The sequence below is a fragment of the Clavibacter rahimiani genome (assembly GCF_052654495.1).
The window spans coordinates 884917-911696 of record NZ_CP199790.1 but is presented as its reverse complement, the minus strand read 5'-3'; the positions used below and the strand labels follow the sequence as shown (position 1 = coordinate 911696).

Genomic DNA, 26780 nt, shown 5'->3' with positions numbered 1-26780 from the left:
ACGACGCCACCAGCGGCCAGACGGCCCGGCCCTGCGGCGCCACCGGAGCCCCGGCGCGGCGATCAGGGGCCGAGCCCCGGGACGTCCTGCCCTCCGCGCTGCGCCCGCCCATCTCGTCGGCTCGCTCCTCGAATCGCTCCATGTCCTCGTCCTCTCCCCCTGGCGGGTGATCCCCGCCGTCCTGTCCCTGCCGACCGTCGGCCGGGACGTCACCATGCCCGACGTGGCCGTCGCGGTCGCGCGGCGGGTCGCGTCCCGTGGAGGCCGTCATCCGCGGCCGAGTGTTGAGGACAGGACGGCCAGGAGCATCGGGACGACGCCCACGGCCAGGAACGCCGGCAGGACGCACACGCCGAGCGGCAGCATCAGGCGCGCCGCGAGCCGCGCGGCGGCCCGCTCGGCCCAGGCGGCCGCATCCCGACGGGCGCGTTCGGCCTCGCTGCGGAGGAGCACAGCGACGGGGGCACCTGTCCGGGCGGCGACCTCCACGACGTCCGCCGCGGCGTCGAGCTCGCCCTCGGCGGGGAGGCCCGCGCGCTCGCAGGCCCGCCGGACGACCGCGACGGCGCGGGGGACGGAGGCGCCTCCCGTCATCGCCGTCGCCACGAGGTCGAGCACCAATCCGGGCGCCGGATCCCGGGGCATGGCCTGGCGCACCAGCCGGCGGTTCCAGCGCCAGCCGACCGCGACGAGCGAGGAGCCGACGACCAGGCACGCGGCACCGGGCACGGTCGTGGTGAGCACGCGCACCGGGTCGAAGCCGAGTCCCGCGGCGAGCAGGATCCCGGCGCCGGGCATGACGAGCACCGTGCGCGCGGTCGCCACCGGGCCCGCGAGCGCCGTGCCCGCGTCACGACGGACGCGCGCGACGTCCACGAGCGTCTCGGCGAGGCGGACGAGCGACCGGGCGAGCGGCGCCCCGGTCCGGTCGGCGACCTCGAGGCCGACGGCGAGGGCGCGCCACGCCCCGGCCGCAGCGCCGTCGGACCCGCCACCCCGCCGACCGACGGAGGCGGCAGAGGCGGCAGAGGCCGTGGCAGCTGCCGCGAGGCGCACGGCGAGCGGATCCGTGCCGGCGCCCGCGGCGACCCGCCTCACCACGGCCGGCACGGCGCTCTCCCCGCGCCGCGCGCGTCCGCCCGGCGGGGCCAGCTGCCGCCAGGCCCCCTCGGGATGCAGACCCGCCTCGAGCAGCACCGCCATCCGACGCACGAAGGCCGCGACCTCCTCCGTCTGCTCGACCGCCGCCCCGTCACCCGCACCGCGCGCCCGGATGCGGGCGCCGACCGCTCCCCCGATCACGCCCACCTCCCGGCGCCGTCCGGCACCGACGACTCGACGGCGGACCGGACCGGCGGCGCCGCTCCCGCGCTCCAGCGCACGGGCAGCACGCGCAGCCGACCGTCCTCTCCCGTCGTCAGACGGCCGGCAGCCGCGACCCGACGCCCCTGCGGCGTCCGAGCGAGGTGGACCACGAGGCCGATCGCGCTCACCGCCTGCCGCGCGGTCGTGACGGCGTCCATCCCCGCGAGCGCGCCGAGCGCCTCGAGCCGTGCGGGGACGTCGGCGACGCCGTTGGCGTGCAGCGTGCCCGCCCCGCCGTCGTGCCCGGTGTTCAGCGCTCCCAGCAGCTCCCGGATCTCCGCGCCCCGGCACTCCCCCACGACCAGCCGGTCGGGCCGCATCCGCAGCGCCTCGCGGACCAGCCGCGGGAGCGGCAGCTCGCCGGCCCCCTCGATGTTCGCCTGCCTGGCCTCGAGCGACACGACGTGCGGGTGCCGGACGCGCAGCTCGGCGACGTCCTCGACGAGCACGATGCGCTCCCGGGGATCCGCCCGGGCGAGCAGCGCGCCGAGCAGGGTGGTCTTGCCGCTGCCGCCCGCCCCCGTGATGAGGAGGTTCGTGCGTCGGCGCACCGCCTCCTCCAGCAGCGCCCGGCAGCCGGGCGGGAACGCCCCGGCCGCGTCGAGCGCGTCGAGCGTGGGACGGGCGCGGGACGGCAGCCGGATCGACAGGAGCGTGCCGCGGGTCGAGACGGGCGGCAGCACGGCGTGGACGCGCATCCCGTCGCCCAGCCGCACGTCGACGCACGGCGCCGCCTCGTCCAGGTGCCGTCCGCCCTCGGCGGCGAGGCGCACGGCGAGCGCGCGCACGGCGGGCTCGCCGCCGAGGTCAACGTCGGGCCTCGGCTCGGGGCCCGATCCCCGGTCCACCCACACCTCGCCGTCCCCGTTGACGAAGACGTCGGTCGTCCGCGGATCCCGCACCAGCCCCGCGAGCACCCCGAGCGCCGCCGGCGCGTGCCGGGGAGGGACGACGGGGACGGCGTCGGCACCGGCGCCGGGCGACGCGGGGCGGAGCGCGACGACCCGTCGCCCCTCGCCCCCGTCCGGATCGCCGTCGCCGGCCCGCGCCCCCGGCATCAGCCCTCCGCGCGTCCGCGGACGGGGGACGAACGCGGCCGGCGGAGGCGCCAGCGGAGGCCCCGGCGGACGGATCCGCGATCCCGACCCGGGTCCCGCACCGCCCGAGGACACGGGCCGGCCCCCCTCCCCGATGCGGGTGCCGCGGCCGTCGACGGATGCCTGCCACTCGATCATGCGCGGAGGCTACGGAAGGCGCCGCGCGTCCCGGTCCCGGCGCCCGATCGTGCGGACACCGGCGGGCCGGATCGTCATGTGGAGGAGCGGCCGGACGGAGAGAGAGAGGGGCGGCGCCCATCGGGGGAACGGGCGCCGCCACGTGACGATGGATCGGGGGAATCCAGGACTCGCCACACGTCGGGCTCGGCCCGACGCGTCGAGCATACGCCGCACTCCTCCCGCGACGGGAGGGTTGTGCGTGTTCTGGCCGTTCCCCCATCGGACTCCCGGTCTCGCCCGTCCCGGCAGGGGCGGACGGCTGCCCCTCGCACCGGACGGACCACCCGCTAACGTGGGTCGCGGAGAGGATGACGATGTCCACGAACCCCGAATCGCCCGAGCCCGGATCCCGGAGCACCGCCGCACGCGACCAGGACGAGGAGGGGACGACGAGCGCGTCCCGCCCGTCCGCGGCCCCCGATCCCGGCCCCGTCCACCCGCCGTCGGACGCGTTCCGCGCGACCCGCGTCGCCGACGAGTCCCTGGCCTCGTCCGCCGCCGCCGACCGCCTCGCGTTCTGGGCCGATCGGGCCCGCGAGCTCGTGACCTGGGAGACCCCGTTCGAGACGGTGCTCGACTGGTCGGACGCCCCCGTCGCGCGCTGGTTCCCCGACGGACGCCTCAACGTCGCGTACAACTGCCTCGACCGGCACGTGCTCGCCGGGCACGGCGACCGCGTCGCGCTGCACTGGGAGGGCGAGCCGGGCGACACCCGCGACCTCACCTACGCCGAGCTCACCGCCGAGGTCAAGCGCGCCGCCAACGCCCTCCGCGACCTGGGCGTCGTCGCCGGCGACCGCGTCGCGATCTACCTCCCGATGATCCCCGAGGCGGTCATCGCGATGCTGGCCGTCGCGCGCATCGGGGCCGTGCACTCGGTCGTCTTCGGCGGCTTCAGCGCGGAGAGCCTCCGCGCCCGCATCGACGACGCCGCGGCCCGCGTGGTGATCACCGCGGACGGCGGCTGGCGCAAGGGCAAGGTCTTCCCGCTGAAGCCCGCCGTCGACGCGGCGCTCGTGGGATCCGCGGGCTCCGTCGAGCACGTCCTCGTCGTCCAGCGCGGCGAGAACGAGGTGGACTGGGACGACGCGCGCGACCTCTGGTGGCACGAGCGCGTCGCCGCGGCGGACGCGGAGCACGAGGCGGAGGCGTTCGAGGCCGAGCACCCCCTCTTCATCCTCTACACGAGCGGCACGACCGGGAAGCCGAAGGGCATCCTGCACACGTCGGGCGGGTACCTCACCCAGGTCGCGTACACGCACCGCAACGTCTTCGACCTGCACCCGGAGACCGACGTCTACTGGTGCACGGCCGACGTCGGCTGGGTCACCGGCCACAGCTACGTCGTCTACGGCCCGCTCGCGAACGGCGCCACGCAGGTGATCTACGAGGGCACGCCCGACACCCCGCAACCCGGGCGCTGGTGGGACATCGTGGAGAAGCACGGGGTGACGATCCTCTACGCGGCCCCCACGGCGATCCGCTCCTTCATGAAGACGGGACGCGACATCCCGGACGCCCGCGACCTCTCCTCCATCCGGCTCCTCGGCTCCGTCGGCGAGCCCATCAACCCGGAGGCGTGGCGCTGGTACCGCGACGTGATCGGCGGCGGCGACGTGCCCGTGGTCGACACGTGGTGGCAGACGGAGACCGGCGGCATCATGATCTCCGCGCTGCCGGGCGTCACCGCCACGAAGCCCGGATCCGCGCAGACGCCGATCCCCGGCATCTCGGTCGCGGTGGTCGACGACCAGGGCGAGCCCGTCGCCCGCGGCGAGAGCGGCCTCCTGGTCGTCACCGAGCCGTGGCCCGGCATGCTGCGCGGCATCTGGGGCGACCCGGAGCGCTACCGCGAGACCTACTGGGACCGCTTCGGCGACCGGTACTTCGCGGGCGACGGCGCCCGGCTCGACGAGGACGGCGACATCTGGCTCCTCGGCCGCGTGGACGACGTGATGAACGTCTCCGGCCACCGCCTGTCGACCGCGGAGATCGAGTCGTCGCTCGTCGCGCACCCGTACGTGGCCGAGGCCGCCGTCGTGGGCGCCTCCGACGAGGCGACGGGGCAGGCCGTCGTGGCGTTCGTGATCCTCCGCACCGCAGAGGCGAGCGCGCTCGGCGACGAGGATCCGAACGAGGTGCTGCGCAAGCACGTGTCCGACCAGATCGGCGCGATCGCCAAGCCGCGGCGCGTGTTCGTGGTGCAGGAGCTGCCGAAGACGCGCTCGGGCAAGATCATGCGCCGGCTCCTGCGGGACGTGGCGGAGGGCCGGGCCGTCGGCGACACCACCACGCTCGCGGACACGCAGGTGATGCAGGTCATCACGGAGCGGATGAGCGCCGGCTGACCCGGGGATCCCCGGAACGGCAGGAGGGCCGAGTGCGTGCACCCGGCCCTCCCGCAGGCCCGCCGTGGCGGACCGTCGCTAGTCGACCAGCGCCACCACGAACTCGACCTCGACGGGCGAGCCGAGCGGGAGCTCCGCGACGCCCACGGCGGAGCGGGCGTGGATGCCGGCGTCGCCGAGGATCTCCCCCAGCACCTCGCTCGCGCCGTTGATCACGCCGGGCTGCCCGGTGAACCCCTCGGCCGATGCCACGAAGCCCGTGACCTTCACGACGCGCGCGATGCGGTCGACGCCGCCGGCCGCGGCCGCCGCCGCCGCGAGGCCGTTGAGCGCGCAGGTGCGGGCGTGCCCCTTGGCGTCCTCGGCCGACACCTCGGCGCCGACCTTGCCGGTCGCGGCGAGCACCCCGTCGACGAAGGGCAGCTGGCCGCTCGTGTAGACGAGGCCGCCGTGCGCGACGGCGGGGACGTAGGCCGCGACGGGCGCCGCGACCGCGGGCAGCTCGATGCCGAGCTCGGTCAGGCGGTCGGAGATCGCGCCCATCAGGCGCCGTGCTCCGCGCCGGCGACGGGGCGCTTCATGTACGCGACGAGGCCGCCCTCGGGGCCGGTGACGACCTGCACGAGCTCCCAGCCCTGCGATCCCCACGTGTTGAGGATGGCGGCGGTGTTGTGGATCATCAGCGGCGTGGTGAGGTACTCCCACTGCCCGGGCGTTGCGGTCATCTCGGCTCCTTGCCGGTCGGGTCTGGATGCATGACGGGACGGGCGCGGGCTGCCGGCGCACAGGTCTCACGGGTTCCCATACACCCTTCCCGTACTCTGGAGTCTATGTCTGCTTCGAAGAACACGCCCGGCCGCGTCGCCGCCGCCCTCACGGGGGTCCTCGGCATGAGCGCCGTGGCCGGTGTCCTGGTCGCGGCGATGGTCACCCCGGCCATCGCCGTCACGAGCCTCGCGGCCAACAACACCATCGGGCTCTTCGAGGACCTGCCGGACTACCTGCAGATCGACAACCTCGCCCAGAAGACGGAGCTGTACGCGACGCAGGGCGGCCAGCCCGTCAAGTTCGCCGAGTTCTACGCGCAGAACCGCCAGGAGGTGAGCTGGGACGAGGTGTCCGACAACGCCAAGGCCGCGGCCGTCGACACGGAGGACCCCCGCTTCTACGAGCACGGCGGCGTGGACGTGCAGTCCACGTTCCGCGCGCTCGCCCAGAACGTGATCGGCGGCGGCGTCCAGTCGGGCGCGAGCACCATCACCATGCAGTACGTGAAGAACGTGCTCGTGCAGAAGGCCGAGACCCTCGCCGAGACGGATCCCGAGGCGGGCAAGAAGGCGTACGCCGAGGCGACGCAGGAGTCGACCGCGCGCAAGCTCAAGGAGATGCGCCTCGCCATCGGCCTGGAGAAGAAGTTCTCGAAGAACGACATCCTGCTCGGCTACCTCAACATCGCGAACTACGGCGGCAGCGTCTACGGGATCCAGTCCGCCGCCAGGTACTACTACGGCGTGGACGCGAAGGACCTCAGCATCGCGCAGGCCGCGAGCCTCGTCGCCACGGTCAACTACCCGACCGCCCTCCGCATCGACAAGCCCGAGAACGTCGAGGCGAACAAGGAGCGGCGCGACATCCTCATCGGCAACATGCTGAAGCACCACAGCATCACGCAGGAGCAGCACGACGAGGCGGTCGCCACCCCCGTCACCCCGACCATCACGCCCTCGGTGAGCGGCTGCAACGCCGCGCAGCCCGCGAGCGCCGCCTACTTCTGCGACGCGGTCAAGTACACGGTCGAGAACTCGAAGGAGTTCGGCGCGAACCCCGACGAGGCCCGCCGCAACCTCAACCGCAACGGCTACAAGATCTACACGACGCTGAACCTCGACCTGCAGGCCAAGGCCACGGACGACATGCGCAAGCAGATCCCCACCACCATGAACAGCATCAACGTGGGCTCCGCCATGACGAGCGTCGAGGCCAAGACCGGCCGCGTGATCGCGATGGTGCAGAACACGGACTACGGCAACGCCGAGGAGCGCGGTGTCACGAGCGTGAACTACAACACCGACCAGGCTTACGGCGGATCAGGCGGGTTCCAGGTCGGCTCGACCTACAAGCTCGTCACGCTCCTGGAGTGGCTGAAGGAGGGGCACTCGGTCAACGAGGTCGTGCGATCCTCGAACGGGACGTGGAGCGGCCGCGACTTCCAGGACTCCTGCACGGGAGGCAACCTCGGTTCGGACGTCCTGAAGGTGACCAACGACGGCGCGGCTCCCGGGTCCAACCGCACGGTCATGTCCGGCACCGCCAACTCGACCAACACCGCCTTCATGGCGATGGCGTCCGAGCTCGACATGTGCGGCATCGGCAAGACCGCCACGGACATCGGCATCCACCAGGCCGTCGACGGCAAGCCGCTGTCCAACTACGTGTCCGACATCATCGGGTCGGGCGGCAACAACATCGCCCCCCTCACGATGGCGCAGGCCTACGCGACCGTCGCCAACAACGGCACCACGTGCACCCCGGTCCTGATCGACAAGGTCGTCCTGCCGGACGACACCGAGATCACGCCGCCCTCCGCGAACTGCCGCGAGACCGTGAGCCCGGACGTCGCGCACACCGCCGCATACGCGCTGGCGGGCGTCATGAGCGCCACGGGCGCCCCGGCGAACACGAACGACGGCACGCCGCTCATCGGCAAGACGGGAACCACCGACAAGGCCAAGGACACGTGGTTCGTCGGGTCCAGCACCGAGGTCACCACGGCGATCTGGGTGGGCAGCTCCACGGGCCAGGACATCCGTCAGCGCAACACCAAGCTGCCTAGCGGCCAGCTCATGTCGACCGCGCGCTTCGCCGTGTGGAAGCCGTTCATGCAGGCCGTGAACGCCGTCTACAAGGGCCAGGCGTTCCCCGGCCCCGCCGCCGAGCTCACGAAGACGCCCACCGTGCAGGTGCCGGACGTCGCGGGCATGTCGCCCGCCGCCGCCCAGGAGGCCATCGAAGGCGTGGGCCTGAGCTTCGCCCAGGGCGGCGCGCGCGCCTCCTCGAGCGTCCCCGCCGGGCAGGTCAGCGGATCCGACCCGGGCGCCGGCGCCAACGCGGCCCGCGGATCCACCGTGACGGTGTTCACGAGCAGTGGCCCCGACCAGAGCCAGCAGCAACAGCAGCAGGGGGCGGCGGGCACCGTCCCGGACGTCCGCGGCCAGGATCTGACGGGCGCCCGTCAGGCGCTCCGTGCGGCCGGCTTCGACGTCACCATCGCGCAGGAGCAGGTGCAGGACAACTCGCAGATCGGCAGGGCCACCCGCACGGAGCCCGCCGCGGGCCAGCCGAGCAGCGGTCCCGTGACCCTCTACGTGGGACGCAGCTGATGGGGGTGCTCGGCACGCTCGCGCGCACCGCGGGCGGCGTCGTCGCCGCGGGGGCGGCGGTCTTCGCGTACGCGTCGTTCTACGAGCGACGCCGCTTCACGCTCCGCGAGGTCACCGTCCCGGTGCTCCCCGTCGGCGCCGACCCCATCCGCGTGCTGCACCTGTCCGACATGCACATGGCGCCGTGGCAGCACAAGAAGCAGCGCTGGGTGCGCGAGCTGGCGGACCTCCAGCCGGACCTCGTCATCGACACGGGCGACAACACGGGTCATGAGCAGGGCATCGCCGCCGTCGAGGAGACGCTCGAGGCGTTCCGCGGGATCCCCGGCGTCTTCGTGCACGGCTCCAACGACTACTACGGGCCGATGCTCAAGAACCCGTTCAAGTACTTCACCGCGAACACGCACGCCACGCAGCGCCCCGCGGACCTCGACCTCCCGCGGCTCGAGCGCCTGTACGCGTCGCTCGGCTGGGTCGACCTCAACAACGCCGCGGGCGCGATCGAGGTCAACGGCACGCTCCTGGAGTTCTTCGGCGTCGACGACCCGCACCGCGACTTCGACCACCTCGAGGCGATCCCGGGCGCGCTCGACGCGTTGCGCGAGGACGGCGACGCGTACCAGGGCTCCTCCGACGCGCCCGTGGTCTCCATCGGTGTCGCGCACGCTCCCTACCGTCGCGTGCTCGACTCCTTCGTCACCAACGGCGCCCGCATGATCTTCGCCGGGCACACCCACGGCGGACAGGTGTGCGTGCCCGGCTACGGCGCGCTCGTCACCAACTGCGACATCCCCCGCCGGCAGGTGAAGGGACTCAGCGTCTGGCCGCACGCCGACCGCGCCGCCTACCTCCACGTGAGCGCCGGCCTCGGCACGTCGATCTACGCGCCCGTGCGCTTCGCGTGCTTCCCCGAGGCCACGCTCCTGACGCTCACGGCGGTCTGACCGCCCGGCGCGTACGCGGGAGCCCGGAACATCGGGTATCGTAGAACCCGGCCCTCGGGCCATCGGGGTGTGGCGCAGTTTGGTAGCGCGCTTCGTTCGGGACGAAGAGGTCGCAGGTTCAAATCCTGTTACCCCGACACACCGCCTCCTCGAGGCACAGCACGACCGGCATCACCACGAAGGGCCGCTCCCCCGGGAGCGGCCCTTCGTCGTGCCGGACGCGCATCTCCCCCGGAGGGCGGACGTCGCCGCGCGGCCTAGCGCGAGCCGGGCTTCAGCCGGAGCGCCGGCCGCTCGATCGCGTAGTACGTCGCCGCCGAGAGCACCAGGGTCACCGCGCCCACCACGAGCGTGTTGAGGGCGAAGCCGGCGAGGGTGTCCGGCAGCACGAGCCCGGCACGGCGCAGGAAGCGGATCACCGGCAGGTGCCAGAGGTACACGCTGAACGAGATCGTGCCGAGCCAGGCGATCCACCGGAGCTCGAGGACGCGCGTGACCGGGCCGAGCGATCCCCCGCGCCGAGGCAGGGCCACGAGGAGCAGGAGCAGGGCGCACGACGCTGCCACGACGCTCTCCTCGAAGGCGCCCACGGGGGCCACCGAGGCCACGACGATCAGCGCGGCGGCGACGATGCCGGCGGGCACGCGCCAGGCCGCGACGCGGTCGCGCAGGCGCTCGTCGGCGGACAGTGTCAGCAAGATCACGGCCGCCGCCATCCCGTAGGAGAACAGGTCGGCGTGCACGAGGATGCTGCGGTTCGCCACTGCCTCCCAGGTGACGCCCCACTCGCTGGCCAGGCGGCCGCGGTGTCCGAGCGGCGCCTGCGCGATCGTCGACCAGACCTTGCCGGCCACGCCGACGAGCAGCAGGGCCGCGGCGGGGGCGAGGGCGCGGATCCACGTGGCCCTCCCCCGCAGCGACCGCGCCGCGAGGAGCGCCACGACGGGCAGCACGACGTAGAAGGACACCTCGACCGCCAGGGTCCAGGCGACCTCGATGCCGCTGCGGAGCGTCCGCGGCGTGTAGCCCTGGAGCAGCAGCGCGTTGAGGACGGTGTCGACGGGTCCGAGGGTGCCCACCGCGATGCCGGCGTCGCGCGTCTCCCGCGGCAGGACCGCCACGCGGAGGACGAGGCTCACGACGAGCAGCACGACCACGTAGCCGGGGAAGACGCGCAGCGCCCGGTTGGCGGCGTAGCGCGAGAGGCGCGGCATCGGCCCGCCCTGGACGAGGCAGCGCGCGAACGGCAGGAACAGCAGGAAGCCGCTGAGCACGAAGAAGAGCGTGACGCCGTGGCTGAAGAAGGCCACCTCGCCGACGAGCGGGATGTCGGTCGTCGGCCGGGCCAGCTGGCGCTGCACGTGGTACAGCAGCACCGCGATCGCCGCGACGCCGCGGAGGCCCTCGATGCCGGGCAGCAGCGTGCGCACGCGCGCGGGTGCGGACGTCGGGGTCCCGGTCATGGTGGCCTTCCCGGGTCGGTGGAGCGGCGGTCGTCCAGTCTACGAGGCGCCCCTCGGGACGCCGGGTGCCGCACAGCACGACGGCCGCCGCCCGGAGGCGACGGCCGTCGGCGCGCGCTCCCCATCGAGCGCGGGCTCAGTCCTCCGTGCCGGGCGCGGGCGCGGCCGGCGGGGCGGGAGCCGCGGGGGCTGCCGGTGCCGGCGCCGCCGGGGCGCTGGGAGCGGTCGGAGCCGCGGACTGCGAGGGCTTCGGCGTCGGGGCGACGTACGGGCGCTTCGTCAGCGAGCTGCTCGGGGCGGGGAAGGCCTCCGCCGGGTAGCGGTCGTCGATGAAGGTCTGCAGCGGCTTGAAGATGCGGTGGCGGGCGGTGTCCGCGGCCGAGCCGTTGAGGACGTTGCGCCGCATGGATGCGAAGCCCTCCACGTTGCCGACCCAGACCGCCGTGGTGACCTCGGTCGAGGATCCGACGAACCAAGTGTCCTTCGAGGCGTCGGTCGTGCCCGTCTTGCCCATGATCTCGGTGCCGTCGCGCGGGTTCGACGCCGCGCCGGTGCCGCCCATGACGGCCTTCAGCGTGAAGGCGGCCGTGTTCGCGACCTCGGGGCTCATGGCCTGCGCGCACTGGCTCTTCGGCGTGACGAGCTCGGAGTCGTCCGGGAGCACGACCTTGTCGATCGCGATCGGCGGGCACGTGGTGCCCTGGTTCGCGACGGACGAGAACGCGGTGGCCATCTGGAGCGGGGCGACGTTGTTGCCGCCCGAGCCGACGACATCCGGCGGGAAGGCCTGGAGCTCCCGCTGATCCGCGTTGTAGACGCCCATGTCCTTCGCCGTCTGGTTGATCTCGCAGATGTCGAGCTGGCTTGCCATGGCGATGAACGCCGAGTTGACGGACGCCACGGTCGCCTGCAGGACCGTCTGGTTCGCCGTCGCACCGGTGTTGCGGTCGTTCGTGACCTTGTAGGAGTCGGAGCCGATCCGCTCACCGCACGCGCGGAACTCAGACTGGTTCCACTGGGTCTTCGACGCGTTCACCGTCTGGTAGATCGACTTGCCGCTCTTCAGCCAGTCGACGAGCGTGAAGATCTTGTACGTCGACCCCACCTGGAAGCCGGCGGAGCCGCCGTGCGCCTTGTCCGCCGAGTAGTTGATCTCGGTGACGCCGGCCTGGTCCTGCGCGACCCCGTAGTCGGTGTTCTGCGCCATCGCGATGATGCGGCCGGTCTTCACCTCGCGGGAGACGACGGATCCGCCGATCTTCGTGAAGCGGGCGGTCGTCGGCACCTGCTTGCGCATCTGCTCGGCGGCGTTCGCCTGGATGTCGAGGTCGAGGGTCGTGTACACCTGCAGGCCGCCGCGCTTGAGGAGCGCGTCGCGGTCGGCGGGCTTCTCGCCGAACTCGGCGTTCGTGAGGATCTCGTTCTTCACGTAGTCGCAGAAGTAGGCGGCCGAGATCGGGTTCGCCTGGATGCAGCCGCTCGTGGAGGGCGTGATCGTGGGCGTGACCGGCGCGGCGGCGGCGACGTCGTGCTGCTCCTGCGTGATCTTCTGCTCCTTGAGCATGTTGGCCAGCAGGAGGTCGCGACGCTCCTTGTTCCGCTCGAGGTTGTCCGGGTTGTCGATCTTGAAGATCTCGGGCGCGTTGACGGTCGCGATGAGGCTCGCGGCCTGCTCGAGGTTCAGGTCCGCCGCGGAGACGTTGAAGTAGTAGCGCGCCGCCGACTCGATGCCGTAGACCCGGCTGCCGAAGTTCGCGATGTTGAGGTACGCGAGGAGGATCTCGTTCTTGGAGTACTTCTTCTCCACCCCGATCGCCATCCGCATCTCCTTGAGCTTGCGGGGCATGTCGGGCTGCGTGGCCTCGGTGAAGGCCTTGCGGCCCTCGGCCTGCGTGGCCTCGTCGGAGGAGTCGACCATGTTCTGGGCCTTCTGCACCAGGACGTTGCGGACGTACTGCATCGTGATGGTGGAGGCGCCCGACTGGACCTCCTTGTTGAGCACGTTCTGCGCGAGCGCACGCGCGGCGGACAGCACGTCGACGCCGCCGTGCTCGTAGTAGCGGGGGTCCTCGGTCGCGATCGCGGCGTCCTTCGCGAACGGCGAGACGGCCTCCCACGGGACCTCCTCGCGGTCCTGCGAGAAGAACTCGGCGAAGGGCACCTGCTGGTCGCCCTGCTTGGCGTACAGGACCGTCTTCTGCGCGAGGTTGTCGATCTGCAGGTTGTCCGGGATGTCCTCGAACACGCCGATGGTGCTGTTGGCCGCGATGCCCGAGACGGCGATGGCAGGGGTCACCATGGCGGCGACGAGGACGCCGGCGATCGTGCTCATGCCGACGAGTCCGAGGAACGCGCCCAACCGGGTCGAGATGGTCAGGTCAGTTTTCCTCATGGTACGAATCTAACCCGCGCTCGGGGGTGCCACATCCGCCTCAGGGAGGGTCCCAGCTCCCCGTGGCCGAAATGTGATGAGTGCACGTACGATCAGGCGGCGCGGGCCGCCGAGGTGGCCAGATCGCGCACCGTCTCGAGGGTCCGGACGCGGTGCTCGAGCGTCGTGGACGACGGCGCGACGATCAGCTCGTCGGCCCCCGTGCTCGTCAGCAGCCGCTCGAGCCCGATCCGCACGGCATCCGGCGAGCCGATGGCCTGACGGCGGTTCCGGGCGCCGATGATCTCCCGCTCGAGGTCGCTGAAGCGGTAGGCGGCGGCCTCCTCGGGATCCACCGGCTGCGGCTTCCCGCCCTGGCGCATGCGGAGGAACGTGATGCTGCCGGCGCGGGACTCGCGGTCGACGACCTCGGGGTCCTCGTCGGCGATGACGCTCACCGCGACGGCGCTGTGCGGCGCGGCGAGGTCGTCGCTCGGCCGGAACCGCTCGCGGTACGTCGCGAGCGCCTGCTCGGTGCGGTCGCCCGCGAAGTGGTGCGCGAACGCGAAGCGGATCCCGAGGGCGGCGGCGACCTGCGCGGAGTAGCCGCTGGATCCGAGGAGCCACATCTGCGGCGCGTCGCCGAGCCCGGGGACCGCCGTGATGCCGCGCAGCGGGTTGTCGTCCGCCATCGCGCCCGTGAAGAAGCCCACCAGGTCGAGCAGCTGATCGGGGAAGTCGTCGACGCCGAGGCCGGCCTCGCTGCGGCGGAGCGCCATCGCGGTCGCGCCGTCCGTGCCGGGTGCCCGGCCGATGCCGAGGTCGATGCGGTCGCCGTAGAGCGCGCGGAGCGTGCCGAACTGCTCGGCGACGACGAGCGGCGTGTGGTTCGGGAGCATGACGCCGCCGCTGCCCACGCGGATCGTGGAGGTGCGGGCGGCGATGCCCGCGATCAGCACGGCGGGCGCGGAGCTCGCGATCCCCGGCATGCCGTGGTGCTCCGCCACCCAGAAGCGCGAGTAGCCGGCGGACTCGGCGGCCTGCGCGAGGCGGATGCTGCCCGCGACGGCGTCGGCGTTGGTGCCGCCGAAGGGCCGCGGGGCGAGGTCGAGGACGTTGAGCGGGACGCGGTCGAGGTGGGTCACCTCCGGACCAACGGGCCGTGTCGGGAACGCATTCCCGCGTCACCGGCCCGTTGCTAGGCTGCGCCCGCCATGGACCCCGCCTCCCCCGCTCCCGCTCCCCCGTCGCGGCGTCCGCGGCAGGTCGAGCCGAGAGGGGACGGACTCGCGCGATCCCCCTGGGGCGCGCGCCGCGACCGGGCGCGCGGAAGGGTCCGCCGCCGGCAGGCTGCGGCGCTCCTCGTGGCGTACGTCGCCCTCGTCGGGCTCGTCACGCTCACGCCCGACAGCGTCGACCGCGGGGTCTACCCGTACCTGATGCGCGGGGTGCTCCTCGTGCAGCACCACGGGTTCCCCGGGTTCCGCTACTCGATGATCGAGGAGGTCGCCAACGTCGCCCTGTTCGCGCCGCTCGGCATGCTCGGCGTCCTGGCGGTGGGACCGCGTCGGTGGTGGCTCGTCGCGCTCACGGCCACCTCGCTGTCCGCGGGCGTCGAGCTCGTCCAGGGCGCGTTCCTCCCGGCCCGGGTGGCCTCCGTCACCGACGTGGTGGCGAACGGCCTCGGGGCCGTCCTGGGCGCCGCGCTCGCGGCGGTCGTGGCCCTCCGGACGCGACGACGCGGGCGGCTCCGGTCGTGATCGGATCCGCCCGCGTCGGGGCTCATGCGGTGCCGGGCGTCAGGACGCGCGGCGACGGCGGGCCGTCGCGATGCCCGCGGCCGCGGCGCCGGCGAGGAGCAGGCCGCCGCCGGTGATCGCGAGGCCGGTCGGCAGGGTGCCGCCCGTGATGGGCAGCGAGCCGCTCTCCGAGGCCGTGCCCGCGCTGGCGGGGACCACGGAGACGAGGCCGCACCAGTGGTCGCCGGACGCGGCGGTCTCGTTGGCGCGCCACACGCCGGTGGCCGTGGTCGGCACGACGAGCGTGCCGGAGACGGAGCCGTCGGCCGCGGCGGTGACGGACGCGGCCGGGTCGCCCGCGACGGCGGGTGCGCCGGTCGAGGCGGCCAGGCGCAGGGCGACGGCCTCCCCCGCCTGGAAGGAGCCGGCGGCGCCGGTGATCGTGACGGACTCGCCGGGCGCGACGGCCGCGGGCGTGACGGTCATCCCGCCGCAGGCGATGGTGGAGTCCTTGGGGACGTAGTTCTCCGCCTGTGCGGCGAGAGGGGCGGAAACGGTGATCGCGAGCGCGACGAACGCGCCCGCCAGGGTCTTGGCGAGCATCTCGGGTGTGCCTTCACTTGTACGCCCGAGACGGACGTGCGGGGGCACGACGGGTATCGCCTCGGGGCGGTGGTGTCCGCGGCGCGCGATTTCGGGTCGGCGCCTTCAGGCAGACAGCGGGTCGGGTAAACCCACGAGGGCGATGCTAGCCGCGTCCGGGGCCCGCGCGGAGTCGCACGAGCGGGATGGACCCCGGACTGGGGTCATGCGACGCCGGATACGGCGGAAGGCCCCGAGGCAGGAGCCTCGGGGCCTTCCGTCGCACCGCTCCGGAGGGAGTCAGGCGACGCGGGTCATGGTCTGGATCAGACCGTGGTGCGCTGGCGACGGACCGTCGCGAGGACCGCGACGAGCGCGGCGCCGAGGAGCAGCAGGCCGCCACCGGTCCAGATCAGGACGACGGGGAGCTGGCCGCCGGTGACGGGCAGGCCCGCCGAGGCGTCCGTGGTCGAGCCGGAGCCGCCGGTCGCGGTGCCGGAGCCGGCGGCCGCGACGACCGAGATCGTGGTGGAGACGGTGTTGCCCTCGGTGTCGGTGCCGGTGAGGGCGTAGGAGCCCGACGCGGAACCGGCGGGCAGCGTGACGGTGACGCGGAGGCCGCCGGCGCTGGTCGAGTTCTTGGTGATGGAGTTGCTCGTCACGGCCATGGGGGCCGTGCGGAAGGAGGCGAGCGTCGCGTTGGCCGCGTCCTCACCGGTGATGGTGATGGTGACCGGGACGCTGGGAGCGAAGGAGCCGTCCGCGAAGGACAGGACCGTGCTCTGGCCGGGCGCGACGGTCGGGTCGCTGACCGTGACGCCGCCCTCGGGCGTGTAGGGCGCAGCCGTGGCGGCGGTGGAGACGGTGAACGTCGCGGCGAGAGCGATGGCCGCTCCGGCGAGGATCTTCTTGAGCATGTGGTTCCCCCTGTATGAGTTTCTCTGGTGCACAGGGGTCACTGGACGGACTCGGGTCCGCCTTCGATCATTCCCCCACGGGGAAGACTACTGGGATGCGTCGCAGGACAGCGAGCGGAATTGTGTTGCGATCATGTTAATGACCGGGGTCGTGACGATGGAGAGCGGGGTGTCGGTCCTTTTGTCCCCCAGCGTGTCCACGGAGATGCGGACCTCCTGGCCGGGCGCCAGCGTGACCTCGACCTGCGCGACCGCGCGGCCGCCCACCACCTCGGGCTGGAACGGAGCGTCCTGGCCGTCGATCTCCACCTTCAGGGGCACCGTGCCGGGCGGCCCGTAGACCGCGACGCGCGTCTTGATGTCGCCGGGCGCGACGCCGTAGACGCCCCCGCCCGTGACCACGAACGGCAGGGAGGCCGCGTCGGCCGGGGCGGTGGATCCGAGGATGACCTCGGTGCGGTAGTCCGGGCGGCCGTCGTCGCGGCACATCGCCATGGCCTGCGTGGTCGCGAGGGAGAGGAAGTAGTCCATCTTCGCGCCGGTCGCGTCGTTGAGGAACACGCCGAAGACCGTCGACTCGTCGTTGTCGGTCGGCAGCGAGCCCTCGAACGTCGTGCCCGCGAGGGTCGCCTGCTCGTCGGGCCGCGAGTTCCAGATGAGGATGCGGCGCTCCTCGGCCGCGTGGCCGAGCGCGGCGACCAGGGCAGCGGGATCCACGTCGCCGGACGAGATCCGCGAGAACACGGAGTCGGCCACGCTCGCGAACACGGCGTCCTGCACGTCCGGGTTCGGGTAGCGGAGGTAGACGTCGTGGAGGAGCAGGTCCACCGCGTCCTCGGAGCGGAGCACGTCACCGGTGGCGAGGGTGATGGGCCCGGTGGCCTCGAGCAGGTAGGACAGCGCGACGGGGTCGATGCTGATGACGCCGTCCACCTCGTCGCCGTGCTTCAGACGCCACATCTCGGCCGCGAGCGGTGCGGCCTGGGGGTACTCGGGCGTCAGCGTGACGTCCTGCATGTAGCGGCCCGTGATGGTGCCGTAGAGGCCGGCGGTCTGGGGATCCAGCGGCAGCGCCGGCTCCGCGAGCCGCGGGAAGGCGCGGGCCGAGTCCTGGCCGCTCAGGGTGAACGCGCCGTCGCCCGTGCGGACGAGGGCGAGGGCGCCGGGGATGCCGCCCGTGGAGCGGACCTCCGCGTTGTTCTGGAACATGAGGAGGTAGCTGCGGTCGCCGTCGGCGCCGAGCATGGCGGGCGCCAGGTCGGTGACGTGGCGCACGACGGCGAGGGTCTCCGCCGCCTTGCCGACCGTCTCCCGGAGGCGCGCCACCGCCTCGGTCACCGGGCGCACCGTGCCGCCGGTGTCGATGGCGGTCACGTCGGCGAGGGCGGTGTCGAGCGCGTCGTCGGCCTGCCGGACGGGCTCCTGCGCGGCGACGATCGGGTCGAGGTCGAGCCGTCCGTCCTTCGGCGTGAGGGCGCTGACGTCGAGCGACCCGGCGATCCCGACGACCGGCTCGAGGGCGTCCCCGCCGATGCGGTCGACGATCCCCGAGATCTCGCGGAAGGCCCGGAGGTTCGGGCCGAGGAAGGGCACGTGCTCGGTGACGGCCCAGACGGGATCACCCGTCAGCGACACCGCGCGTCCCGAGTGCTCGCGGAGCTGGGCGACGCTCGTGGCGGCACCCGAGGAGTCGCCGGCGAGGAGGTCCCGCTGCACGGAGGACGCGAGCGGCACGGCCTGCTCGAGCTCGCCGCGGGCGAGGAGGGCCCGGGCGGCGATCCACACGATCCAGAGCAGCAGGAGGACGGCGACGGCCGCCCCGGCGACCTGGAGGATGCGGCGCCGCGTCCACGGGCGCCGCGGCGACCGCGCGACGTCGGTCACGGGGGTCACCAGGTGGCCCCTCCGTCGGTGGAGATGCTCACGGCGTCGCCGGTGAGGAGCCAGACGTCGCGGCCGGCGGCCGAGAGGGCCACGGAGCCGCTGGTGGGGACGGCCGCCGCGCAGCCGAGGACGCTCACGTCGCCCGAGGCGGGGACGATGCGGCCGATGCTGGTGCCGGCGCACGACTCCGCGGTGCCGGCCGTGAGGATCCCGTCCGCGCCGAGCGCGAGGGCGAGGGTGCCGGGCGCGTCGATGCGGCGGAAGTCGCCGCTGCCGGATCGGACGTGCAGCGCGCCCGAGCCGCAGAGGACCGCGGCCGCCTGGCCGCTGTCGACGGCCTGGACGGCGTCGTCGCAGGGCGCGTCCTGCTCACCCTGGACGAGGTGGACCGTGCCGGGCTGCTCGGGGTCGATGTACGCGGTGGTCGCGGTCTGGGCGGGGGCGTCCCGCCAGAACTCGCCGCCGGTGAAGCTCTGCAGGGTGGTGCGGGAGCACGCGGCGGTGACGTCCGCGACGACGCTGCCGACGTCCGGGCTCTCGACCTGGAGGGCGAGGACGCGTCGCGCGTCGAACGTGCCCGTCGTGCGGGTGTCCCAGGTGCGGCCCTCGTCGATCGTGGTCTGGATGCGCGCGGGCTCGCCCGTGCAGGAACCGGCGGTGGTGCGCCAGGCGACCTCTGCGTTGCCCGCGGCGAGGAGGACCGTGGGCGCCGCGACGGTCGTGGCCGCGGCGGCGCTCGGCGCGGGGGTCGGGGTGGAGGCCGGATCCGCGGCGGCCTCGATGCTCGCGGGGGCGGACGGCGCGGGGCTGTCCGTGCTCGTGGGCGCCCCCTCCTCCGTGCGGGTGACCGCGGCGGACACGAGGATCACGTCGATGACGAGGAACGCGACGGCGGCCGTGACGCCCACGCCGGGGATGAGGCGACCGAGCGAGGGACGGCGGCGCTTGGCCTTGCCCGTGACCGCCATCGGCTTCCGGCCGTCGGGCGTCGTCCTAGCCACGCGCGGCTCCCCGGGGTCGAGGGGCGCGGGGGCCGGAGGGGCGTCCTCCGGAGCGGCGCGGTCGCGCCTCGGCGTGAGCCGACATGGTGTCTCCCGGTGTGGCGGGCATCGTGCGGCGCGCGGGCGGCCCTCCCTCGCGGGCGGCCGGGTCCGGTCCGCGCCCCGCCGACGAGCCGTGACCCGCTCCTGGGACGGAGCACGGGCCCGCGGTGCGCACGACGGGTGATGCGGGGTCGAGCGGTGGTGTCACCCGGATCGTACAGGCCCCCGCACGAGGGCCCGGCACGACACGGGTCGGCTGCGGGTCAGGACGCGGCGGGCGTGGGGCGCTCCGCGCCCTCGGGGCGCACGTACGAGTAGCCGTACTGGCCGTACCCGTAGGCGTCCGGGCCCTTGGTCGGCAGCATCGTGAGGACGACGCCCAGCACCTCCGCGCCGACGCTGTGCAGCGACTCGATGGCCGCGTGCACCTGGCCGCGGTGCGCGCGGCCGGCGGAGACGACGAGGATCGCCCCGCCCGCGCTCTTCGAGAGGACCGCGCTGTCGGTGACGGGCAGCAGCGGCGGCGCGTCGATGAGCACGGTGTCGAACTCGGCCTCGAGCTCCTTGAGCAGGGCGACCATGGTGCGCGACCCGAGCAGCTCGCTCGGGTTCGGCGGGATCTGCCCGGCCGGCAGCACGAACATGTTCCGGTTGCCCCAGGGCTGGAGGACGTCCTTCAGCTCCGCGCGGCCGATGAGCACGTCGGTGAGGCCGACGGCGCCCTCGAGCCCGAGGTAGGACGCGAGCTTCGGGCGGCGGAGGTCGGCGTCGATGACCGCGACCCGGGCACCCGCGTCACTCAGCGCGATGGCGAGGTTGGCGCTCGTCGTGGACTTGCCCTCGGACTCCACCGCGCTCGTGATGACGAAGCTGCGCGCGCGGCCGCCGAAGTCGAGGAACTGGAGGTTGGTGCGGAGGCTGCGGAAGGACTCGGCGCGCGGGCTGCGCGGGTCCGACTGGACGATGAGCGGGCGCTCCTTGGCCTTCGGGTCGAAGGCGATGCCGCCGAGGATGGGCGCGTGCGTGACGAGGCGCAGGTCGTGCTCGCCGCGGATCCGCGTGTCGAGCGTCGAGCGCAGCACGGACACGGCGACGCCGAGGGCCAGGCCGATGAGCGCGCCGAGCGCCAGGTTGAGCGGCACGCGCGGCGACACGGGGGCCCCCGGGATGCGCGCCTCCTGCAGCGTCGTGATCTTCACCTGCGGCTGGCCGTTGGCGTCGAGCGGCGTGAGCTCGGCGACGACGTCGGTGAAGCTGCGCGCGACGGCGTTGGCGATGGTGGCGGCCGACTCGGCCACCTCGTCCTCCACGGAGATCTGGATGATGACGGTGTCGGCCGCGGCGGTGGCCGTGATCTTCGGCGCGAGGGACTCCGCGGTGACGTCGAGCCCCAGCTGCGCGATGACCGGCTCGAGCACGACGGGCGTCGCGACGACGTCGGCGTAGCTCTTCACGGCCTGCTGCGTGAACGTGCTCCCCTGGCTGAGGTCCTGCACGGTGCCCGCCGACTGCGTCGAGACGAAGACCTTGGACGAGGCCCGGTACTCCGGCGTCTGCACCAGCGAGTAGCCGGCCGCGGCACCCACGCCGAGCAGGAGCACCAGCAGGATGAGGATCCACGATCGTCGCAGGATCCGGATGTATTCACGCAGTTCCACAGGCGATCCCCCTCGTCGATGGCACGCCCCCCGGTGGCGTCCGTGCCCATGCTCCCACAGCCGCGGACCCCCTCCTGTTCCCCGGCACCGGGAACGACCTTCCGCGGACGGCGCCCCAGCATCTGGGGCGGCGGCGGGGTCGGATGGACCGGCTAGCGTGGGGCCGGGGAACGGCCACCCACCGCCCCGCTCGTGGAACCCCGCCCGACCGCTCACCCGAAGAGAAGATCCGGACCCCGATGCTCGACGTCTGCGCCGCCCTCGTGCCCCTCGCCACCCTGCTCATCACCGGCGCGCTGACCGCGTACGGCGTCCGCTTCCTGCGCGACTGACGCGACGCGGGCCGTGCGCGGCAGGATCGCCGGCCGCGCGTGTCCCGCCTGCCGGCCCGTCCGCGGATCGGGTCAGGCGAAGTCCGCGTCGGGGCCCGCGGGGTAGCCGAAGACCGTCGCGCTCGTCTCCACGGGCCGACCGCTCGTGAGCGCTCCCCCGCTCTCCGCGAGGTAGCACGCGCCGCAGAGCGACATGTAGGTGACGTCCGCGCCGTCGATGGCGACCTGGTCGCCGTCGAAGATGAAGCGGTCGCCCACCTGGCGCGCGTTGAACACGGCCTTGCGCCCGCAGCGGCAGATGGTCTTCATCTCCTCGAGGCTGTGCGCGATCTCCAGCAGGCGCCGGCTCCCGGGGAACGCGACCGTCTGGAAGTCCGTGCGGATGCCGTACGCGATGACGGGCACGTCCTGCAGGATCGCGATGCGCAGGAGGTCGTCCACCTGGGACTCGCGGAGGAACTGGGCCTCGTCCACGAGGAGGCACGCGGTCGGCCCGCCCTTGTCCTGCAGCACCCGCTCGCGGTGGATCCCGAACTCCTGCCAGACGTCCGCCTCCGGCTCGAGCAGGAAGTCGACCGGCCGGCTGACGCCCAGCCGGGAGACGATGTCGCGGTCGCCCTTGGTGTCGATGACGGGCTTCGTGAGCAGCACGTGCTGCCCGCGCTCCTCGTAGTTGTAGGCGGCCTGGAGCATCGACGTGCTCTTGCCGCTGTTCATCGCACCGAAACGGAAGTAGAGCTTGGCCATCTACCGAAGGTAGCCGTCCTCGGCGGCGCGCTCGATCAGGTCGGCCCGCCGCCCGGCGACCCGGCCGACCACGCGGTACTTCGCCCGGGCGCGGCGCAGGTAGGTCTTCGCGGTCTCGTACTGCACGTTCATCGCCTGCGCCACGTCCTGCGTGGACCGGCCCGTGACGTAGAGCCGGAGCGCCTGCTCCTCGCCCTGGCTGAGGCGCGGGCTCACGAATGCTCGGGCGGCCGCGCGGGCCGCGTCGTCCGCCGCGTCGTCCGCGCGCCGGTGGCCGGATCGCGCGCCCGCGGCGACACCGCGGACGGCGGTGACGATGTCGCCCGCCGCCATCGGGCCCGTGACCAGGGCCGCGGCGCCCGCGTCGAGCAGGCGCCGTCGGACGGCCTCCGCGCCCGAGCGCGACAGCACGACGACGGCGGCCCCGGCCGCGCGGCAGGACCGGATGCGGCCCTCGATGCTCACGGCGTCCGGGAGGTCGTGGTCGACCACGACGATGTCGGTCGGGAACCGCGGCGACCGGATCAGCTGCAGCCAGCCCGTGGTGCTGACGACCACGTCGACCTCGGGCGCCCGGGCGCGGAGGATCGCGCAGACCTCGTCGAGCGCCGACTCGTTGCCCATGAGCACGCCGACGCGCACGGGCCGCGGTGCCTGGCGCCGGGTGGCGCCGCGCGTGCCCGCCCCGGGGTCGCGCAGGGTGGTCATGTCAGAACTGTAACCAGGGGCCGGACCAGCGGGACACGCGGGTGCGTCCCCGGACAGCCGCAGCGGCGACGAGCGGGCGGCGGGCCGGAGCCCGGGTCAGAAGAGCGTGGCCTGCGTGGCGGGGCCGGCCGGCAGCGCCGCGGCGACGAGCGGGCCGGGCGCGGGGGCCTCGGTCCAGCTGCCGCGGCCGCGGCTCGTGACCGCGCGGCTGTCGGCGCCCTCCTGGCTCCAGCCGGGACGCGGCCGGCCGCCGGGGGCGCGCCCCTCGAGGCCGGGCAGGTCCGCCCGGGACAGGACGCCGCCGGTGCGGGGATCCACCCGGCCGCCGCCGAGCCCGTGCCGCCGCACCAGCGGGTCCATGCGCGCCTTCAGCCACTGCCGGTACGCCGCGGGTGCGTAGGCGCCGCGCGCGTACAGGTCGAGGTAGCGGCCCACGAGCTCCGGCCGCTCCCGCTCGAGCCACTCGAGGTACCACTCCTTGACGCCCGGCTTCAGGTAGAGCGCCGAGTAGAGGACCCGCGTGCCGCCGGCCGCGCGGATGCGGGTGAGCGCGTGGTCGAGGTGCTCGACGGAGTCGGTGAGCATGGGGAGGATCGGCATCATGAAGACGGTGCAGTCGAGGCCCGCCTCCCGGATCGCCGTGACGGTGGCGAGGCGCGCGGCGGTCGTGGGCGTCCCCGGCTCCACCGACTGCTGCAGGTCGTCGTCGAGCACGGCGATGCTCATGGCCAGGTCGACGGGCACGGCCGCCGAGGCCTCCCGGAGCAGCGGCAGGTCGCGGCGGAGGAGCGTGCCCTTCGTGAGGATCGACAGCGGGGTGCCCGACGACGCGAGCGCGGCGATGATGCCCGGCATGAGCGCGTACCGGCCCTCCGCCCGCTGGTACGGGTCGGTGTTCGTGCCGAGGGCGACCGCATCATGCGTCCAGGTGGGCTTCGCGAGCTCACGCGCGAGGACCTCCGCGACGTTGACCTTCACCACGATCTGGTCGTCGAAGTCGCGTCCGCCGTCGAGGTCGAGGTACTCGTGCGTGGGGCGGGCGAAGCAGTAGACGCAGGCGTGGGTGCACCCGCGGTAGGGGTTGATGGTCCAGCCGTACGGCATGACCTTCGACTCCCCCGGCACCCGGTTGAGCGCCGACTTCGCCAGCACCTCGTGGAACGTCACGCCCTGGAACTCCGGGGTGCGGACGCTCTGCACGAGGTTGCTGAGGCGCGCGAGCCCCGGGAGGGCGTCGGCGCTCGCGTCGGACAGCTTCTGCGCGCTCCATCTCATGCGCCCATTCGAACACACATTCGAACGGAGCGCGAACGGGTGGACGGGGCGTGCCCGCCCACCCGTCTCGTCAGTGCTGGAGCTCGAGGACCTCGGCGGTCTCGGCGACGATCCGCGGCGTCTTCCGCGGGTCGGAGGCGACGAGCGTCCCGTAGTTCGGGATCATGCGGACGAGGGGCTTCCGCCACCCGTCCATGCGGTCCGGGAAGCAGCGCTCCAGGACGTCGAGCATGATCGGCACGGCCGTGGACGCGCCCGGCGAGGCGCCCAGGAGACCCGCGATGCTGCCGTCGGCCGCGGCGACGACCTCGGTGCCGAACTGCAGCACGCCGCCCTTCTTCGCGTCCTTCTTCATGACCTGCACGCGCTGGCCCGCGGTGATCGGGTACCAGTCCTTCGGATCCGCCGTGGGCATGAACTCACGGAGCGCGTCGAACTTCGTCTCCTTGGAGGCGAGCAGCTGGCCGACCAGGTACTTGATGAGGCTCAGGTTGTCCTTCGCGACCGCGAGCATCGGGATGATGTTGTGCGGGCGGATCGACGTGAAGAGGTCGAGCAGCGAGCCCTTCTTGAGGAAGCGCGGGCTGAAGCCGGCGTACGGCCCGAACAGCAGGGACGCCTGGCCGTCGACCACGCGGGTGTCGAGGTGCGGGACCGACATGGGCGGGGATCCGACGGCGGCCTTGCCGTAGACCTTCGCCTGGTGCTGCGCCACGATCATCGGGTCGTCGGTGCGGAGGAACTCGCCGCTGATGGGGAAGCCGCCGAAGCCCTTGATCTCGGGGATGCCGGCCTTCTGCAGCAGGTGCAGGGCGCCGCCGCCCGCGCCGATGAAGACGAACTTCGCGTCGACGCGCACGGTGGAGCGGCCGACCTCCTTGCGGACGTCGAGGTGCCAGGTGCCGTCCGCGTTCCGCGAGATGCGCCGGACGTCGTGGTTGAGGTGCAGGGCCGCGCCGTGCTCGGTGAGGTAGTCGACGAGCTTGTGGGTGAGGGCGCCGAAGTCGACGTCGGTGCCGCCCTCGAAGCGCGTGGCGGCGATGACCTCGGACTTGTCGCGCTGGAGCACGAGGAGCGGGGCCCAGGAGTGGATGACCGCGGGGTCCTCCGAGTACTCCATGTCCGCGAAGAGCGGGTGCGCGCGGAGCGCGTCGAAGCGGCGGCGCAGGTACTGCGCGTTCTCCTCGCCGCGCACGAAGGTCATGTGCGGGGTGGGGTTGATGAACTCCTTGGGCTCCGGCACGGCGCCCGCGGTGACGAGGTGCGCCCAGAACTGGCGGGACAGCTGGAACTGCTCGTTGATGCGGGTCGCGGACCCGATCTCGATCTTCCCGTCCTTCTCCGGCGTGTAGTTCAGCTCGCAGAGGGCCGCGTGGCCGGTTCCCGCGTTGTTCCACGGGTTGCTCGACTCCATCGCGACCTCGCCGAGGCGCTCGAAGATCTGGATGGTCCAGTCGGGCTCGAGCTGCTTGATGAGGGTCCCGAGCGTCGCGCTCATGATCCCGCCGCCGACGAGGACGACGTCTACCGGTTCCGCTGATTCACTCACCGGATCAGTGTACGCCCGCCCTCCCGAGCCCCTCCGGAGCCGCGAGGGGTGGTACGGGCACCCTTCCGTGCGCTTGTTGGGGAGGGATCAGCGGCGGGCCGCGACGACCTCGGCGATCTGCACGGCGTTGAGCGCGGCGCCCTTGCGGAGGTTGTCGTTGCTGATGAACAGCGCGAGCCCGCGGCCCTCCGGCGCGCCCTCGTCGGCGCGGATGCGGCCGACGTAGCTCGGGTCGGTGCCGGCCGCCTGGAGGGGCGTGGGGATGTCGGAGAGCTCGACGCCGGGCGCGGTGGACAGCAGCTCGGTGGCGCGCGCGACGCTCAGCGGCGACGCGAATTCGGCGTTGACCGACAGCGAGTGGCCGGTGAACACGGGCACGCGGACGCAGGTGCCGCTGACGAGGAGCTCCGGGAGGCCGAGGATCTTGCGGCTCTCATTGCGGAGCTTCTTCTCCTCGTCCGTCTCGAACAGGCCGTCGTCGACGATGCTGCCGGCCAGCGGGATCACGTCGAACGCGATGGGACGCTGGTACACGGCGGGCTCGGGCATCTCGACGGCGCGGCCGTCGTGCACGAGGCGGCGGAGCGCATCCGGCCCCTGCGCGATCGCGGCCTCCGTCTGGCCCGCGAGCTCCTCGGCGCCGACGAGGCCGGATCCGGAGACCGCCTGGTACGTGCTCACCACGAGGCGCGTGAGGCCGGCCTCCTCGTGCAGGACCTTGAGGACCGGCATCGCGGCCATGGTGGTGCAGTTGGGGTTCGCGATGATGCCGCGGCGGGCGTCGGCGATGGCCTCGGGGTTGACCTCGGAGACGACGAGCGGGACGTCGGGGTCCATGCGCCAGGCGCTCGAGTTGTCGATGACGAGCACGCCCGCCTCGGCGAAGCGCGGCGCCTGGGCGCGGGAGGTGGTGGCGCCCGCGGAGAAGAGAGCGATGTCGAGGCCCGTGGGGTCGGCGGTGGCGGCGTCCTCCACGACGACGTCGCGGCCGGCGAACGGCAGCGTGGAGCCGGCCGAGCGCGCGGAGGCGAAGAACCGGATCTCCGCGATGGGGAACGCGCGCTCCTCGAGCAGGCGGCGCATCACGGCGCCGACCTGGCCGGTGGCGCCGACGACGCCGACGCGGAGGCCGGCTCCCTCGGCGGCGGGGGTGGCGGATCCGGTGGGGGCGGTGTCGGTCACGGGTGTCTCCTCCTGG

The 26780-nt window shown here is 73.3% G+C and carries 21 protein-coding genes and 1 tRNA gene; 5 read left to right on the top strand and 17 right to left on the bottom strand.

The window, feature by feature from the left end:
• Positions 1 to 267: 267 nt before the first annotated feature.
• Both ACT7CP_RS04420 and ACT7CP_RS04415 read right to left on the bottom strand, forming a co-directional pair.
• The gene (locus tag ACT7CP_RS04420; RefSeq protein WP_413963792.1) at positions 268 to 1302 is read right to left on the bottom strand and encodes a type II secretion system F family protein; all 1035 of its coding nucleotides are present in this window, start codon (positions 1300 to 1302) and stop codon (positions 268 to 270) included.
• The gene (locus ACT7CP_RS04415) at positions 1299 to 2600 is read right to left on the bottom strand and encodes a TadA family conjugal transfer-associated ATPase (protein WP_445443523.1); all 1302 of its coding nucleotides are present in this window, start codon (positions 2598 to 2600) and stop codon (positions 1299 to 1301) included. Before ACT7CP_RS04415 ends, ACT7CP_RS04420 begins: the two co-directional genes overlap by 4 nt.
• 350 nt (positions 2601 to 2950) lie before the next feature.
• Between ACT7CP_RS04415 and acs the strand changes: the two genes are divergently transcribed.
• Complete coding sequence (gene acs / locus ACT7CP_RS04410; protein WP_445443522.1) at positions 2951 to 4990, top strand: acetate--CoA ligase; 2040 nt, start codon at positions 2951 to 2953, stop codon at positions 4988 to 4990.
• 78 nt (positions 4991 to 5068) lie between these two features.
• Here the strand turns inward: acs and ACT7CP_RS04405 are convergent, their stop codons facing one another.
• A complete protein-coding gene (locus tag ACT7CP_RS04405) occupies positions 5069 to 5533 on the bottom strand; it encodes a RidA family protein (protein WP_445443521.1) in 465 nt (154 codons plus the stop codon).
• A complete protein-coding gene (locus ACT7CP_RS04400; RefSeq protein WP_063072027.1) occupies positions 5533 to 5715 on the bottom strand; it encodes a Sp36 family protein in 183 nt (60 codons plus the stop codon). Before ACT7CP_RS04400 ends, ACT7CP_RS04405 begins: the two co-directional genes overlap by 1 nt.
• 105 nt (positions 5716 to 5820) lie before the next feature.
• On the opposite strand from ACT7CP_RS04400, the gene ACT7CP_RS04395 reads away from it, so the two are divergent.
• The 3 genes from ACT7CP_RS04395 (at position 5821) to ACT7CP_RS04385 (ending at position 9451) form a co-directional block, all read left to right on the top strand.
• Complete coding sequence (locus ACT7CP_RS04395) at positions 5821 to 8370, top strand: transglycosylase domain-containing protein (protein ID WP_445443520.1); 2550 nt, start codon at positions 5821 to 5823, stop codon at positions 8368 to 8370.
• Positions 8370 to 9314, top strand: coding sequence for a metallophosphoesterase (locus ACT7CP_RS04390; protein WP_445443519.1), 945 nt, complete (start codon positions 8370 to 8372; stop codon positions 9312 to 9314). Before ACT7CP_RS04395 ends, ACT7CP_RS04390 begins: the two co-directional genes overlap by 1 nt.
• 63 nt (positions 9315 to 9377) lie before the next feature.
• Positions 9378 to 9451 (top strand) — tRNA-Pro (locus tag ACT7CP_RS04385).
• A 120-nt stretch (positions 9452 to 9571) separates the two neighbouring features.
• On the opposite strand, the gene ACT7CP_RS04380 is transcribed toward ACT7CP_RS04385, so the two are convergent.
• The 3 genes from ACT7CP_RS04380 to ACT7CP_RS04370 form a co-directional block, all read right to left on the bottom strand.
• On the bottom strand, positions 9572 to 10777 hold the full coding sequence (locus ACT7CP_RS04380; RefSeq protein ID WP_445443518.1) for an acyltransferase family protein: 1206 nt from the start codon (positions 10775 to 10777) through the stop codon (positions 9572 to 9574).
• Between the two features lie 136 nt (positions 10778 to 10913).
• Positions 10914 to 13169, bottom strand: a complete 2256-nt coding sequence (locus ACT7CP_RS04375) for a transglycosylase domain-containing protein (RefSeq protein WP_445443517.1) — start codon at positions 13167 to 13169, stop codon at positions 10914 to 10916.
• 92 nt (positions 13170 to 13261) lie between these two features.
• Positions 13262 to 14293 carry an LLM class flavin-dependent oxidoreductase gene (locus ACT7CP_RS04370; protein ID WP_445443516.1) on the bottom strand — a complete coding sequence of 344 codons (1032 nt, stop codon included), beginning with the start codon at positions 14291 to 14293 and terminating at the stop codon, positions 13262 to 13264.
• Positions 14294 to 14512: 219 nt separating this feature from the next.
• Here ACT7CP_RS04370 and ACT7CP_RS04365 point away from each other — a divergent pair, with 219 nt between their 5' ends.
• Positions 14513 to 14908, top strand: a complete 396-nt coding sequence (locus ACT7CP_RS04365; protein WP_413963783.1) for a VanZ family protein — start codon at positions 14513 to 14515, stop codon at positions 14906 to 14908.
• 39 nt (positions 14909 to 14947) lie between these two features.
• Here the strand turns inward: ACT7CP_RS04365 and ACT7CP_RS04360 are convergent, their stop codons facing one another.
• The 10 genes from ACT7CP_RS04360 to ACT7CP_RS04315 all read right to left on the bottom strand — a co-directional run bounded on the left by ACT7CP_RS04360 (position 14948) and on the right by ACT7CP_RS04315 (position 26764).
• On the bottom strand, positions 14948 to 15490 hold the full coding sequence (locus ACT7CP_RS04360) for a RodZ family helix-turn-helix domain-containing protein (protein WP_445443515.1): 543 nt from the start codon (positions 15488 to 15490) through the stop codon (positions 14948 to 14950).
• Positions 15491 to 15795: 305 nt separating this feature from the next.
• Positions 15796 to 16386: a sortase gene (locus ACT7CP_RS04355; RefSeq protein ID WP_413963781.1), complete on the bottom strand. Its 591-nt coding sequence runs from the start codon at positions 16384 to 16386 to the stop codon at positions 15796 to 15798.
• 87 nt (positions 16387 to 16473) lie between these two features.
• Entirely contained in the window at positions 16474 to 18279 is a 1806-nt protein-coding gene (locus tag ACT7CP_RS04350) for a DUF4012 domain-containing protein (RefSeq protein ID WP_445443514.1), read from the bottom strand.
• Positions 18276 to 19271: a hypothetical protein gene (locus ACT7CP_RS04345; protein WP_445443513.1), complete on the bottom strand. Its 996-nt coding sequence runs from the start codon at positions 19269 to 19271 to the stop codon at positions 18276 to 18278. Before ACT7CP_RS04345 ends, ACT7CP_RS04350 begins: the two co-directional genes overlap by 4 nt.
• Before the next feature lie 305 nt (positions 19272 to 19576).
• Positions 19577 to 20971, bottom strand: coding sequence for a tyrosine-protein kinase domain-containing protein (locus tag ACT7CP_RS04340; protein ID WP_445443512.1), 1395 nt, complete (start codon positions 20969 to 20971; stop codon positions 19577 to 19579).
• A 404-nt stretch (positions 20972 to 21375) separates the two neighbouring features.
• Positions 21376 to 22050 (bottom strand): thymidine kinase, encoded by a 675-nt coding sequence (locus tag ACT7CP_RS04335; RefSeq protein WP_413963777.1) that lies wholly within the window; start codon positions 22048 to 22050, stop codon positions 21376 to 21378.
• Positions 22051 to 22758, bottom strand: coding sequence for a sigma factor-like helix-turn-helix DNA-binding protein (locus ACT7CP_RS04330; RefSeq protein WP_413963776.1), 708 nt, complete (start codon positions 22756 to 22758; stop codon positions 22051 to 22053).
• A gap of 96 nt (positions 22759 to 22854) precedes the next feature.
• The gene (locus ACT7CP_RS04325; protein WP_445443511.1) at positions 22855 to 24033 is read right to left on the bottom strand and encodes an Rv2578c family radical SAM protein; all 1179 of its coding nucleotides are present in this window, start codon (positions 24031 to 24033) and stop codon (positions 22855 to 22857) included.
• Positions 24034 to 24103: 70 nt separating this feature from the next.
• Positions 24104 to 25582 (bottom strand): malate:quinone oxidoreductase, encoded by a 1479-nt coding sequence (locus ACT7CP_RS04320; RefSeq protein WP_445443510.1) that lies wholly within the window; start codon positions 25580 to 25582, stop codon positions 24104 to 24106.
• Positions 25583 to 25669: 87 nt separating this feature from the next.
• Positions 25670 to 26764 carry an aspartate-semialdehyde dehydrogenase gene (locus ACT7CP_RS04315; protein ID WP_445443509.1) on the bottom strand — a complete coding sequence of 365 codons (1095 nt, stop codon included), beginning with the start codon at positions 26762 to 26764 and terminating at the stop codon, positions 25670 to 25672.
• Positions 26765 to 26780: the final 16 nt, after the last annotated feature.

Bases quoted from the DNA above. Each gene is read 5' to 3' on its own strand.
- ACT7CP_RS04375 (WP_445443517.1), bottom strand. From the start codon at position 13,169: ATGAGGAAAACTGACCTGACCATCTCGACCCGGTTGGGCGCGTTCCTC.
- ACT7CP_RS04400 (WP_063072027.1), bottom strand. From the start codon at position 5,715: ATGACCGCAACGCCCGGGCAGTGGGAGTACCTCACCACGCCGCTGATG.
- ACT7CP_RS04360 (WP_445443515.1), bottom strand. From the start codon at position 15,490: ATGCTCGCCAAGACCCTGGCGGGCGCGTTCGTCGCGCTCGCGATCACC.
- ACT7CP_RS04415 (WP_445443523.1), bottom strand. From the start codon at position 2,600: ATGATCGAGTGGCAGGCATCCGTCGACGGCCGCGGCACCCGCATCGGG.
- ACT7CP_RS04395 (WP_445443520.1), top strand. From the start codon at position 5,821: ATGTCTGCTTCGAAGAACACGCCCGGCCGCGTCGCCGCCGCCCTCACG.
- acs (WP_445443522.1), top strand. From the start codon at position 2,951: ATGACGATGTCCACGAACCCCGAATCGCCCGAGCCCGGATCCCGGAGC.
- ACT7CP_RS04390 (WP_445443519.1), top strand. From the start codon at position 8,370: ATGGGGGTGCTCGGCACGCTCGCGCGCACCGCGGGCGGCGTCGTCGCC.
- ACT7CP_RS04330 (WP_413963776.1), bottom strand. From the start codon at position 22,758: ATGACCACCCTGCGCGACCCCGGGGCGGGCACGCGCGGCGCCACCCGG.
- ACT7CP_RS04405 (WP_445443521.1), bottom strand. From the start codon at position 5,533: ATGGGCGCGATCTCCGACCGCCTGACCGAGCTCGGCATCGAGCTGCCC.
- ACT7CP_RS04380 (WP_445443518.1), bottom strand. From the start codon at position 10,777: ATGACCGGGACCCCGACGTCCGCACCCGCGCGCGTGCGCACGCTGCTG.
- ACT7CP_RS04355 (WP_413963781.1), bottom strand. From the start codon at position 16,386: ATGCTCAAGAAGATCCTCGCCGGAGCGGCCATCGCTCTCGCCGCGACG.
- ACT7CP_RS04335 (WP_413963777.1), bottom strand. From the start codon at position 22,050: ATGGCCAAGCTCTACTTCCGTTTCGGTGCGATGAACAGCGGCAAGAGC.
- ACT7CP_RS04325 (WP_445443511.1), bottom strand. From the start codon at position 24,033: ATGAGATGGAGCGCGCAGAAGCTGTCCGACGCGAGCGCCGACGCCCTC.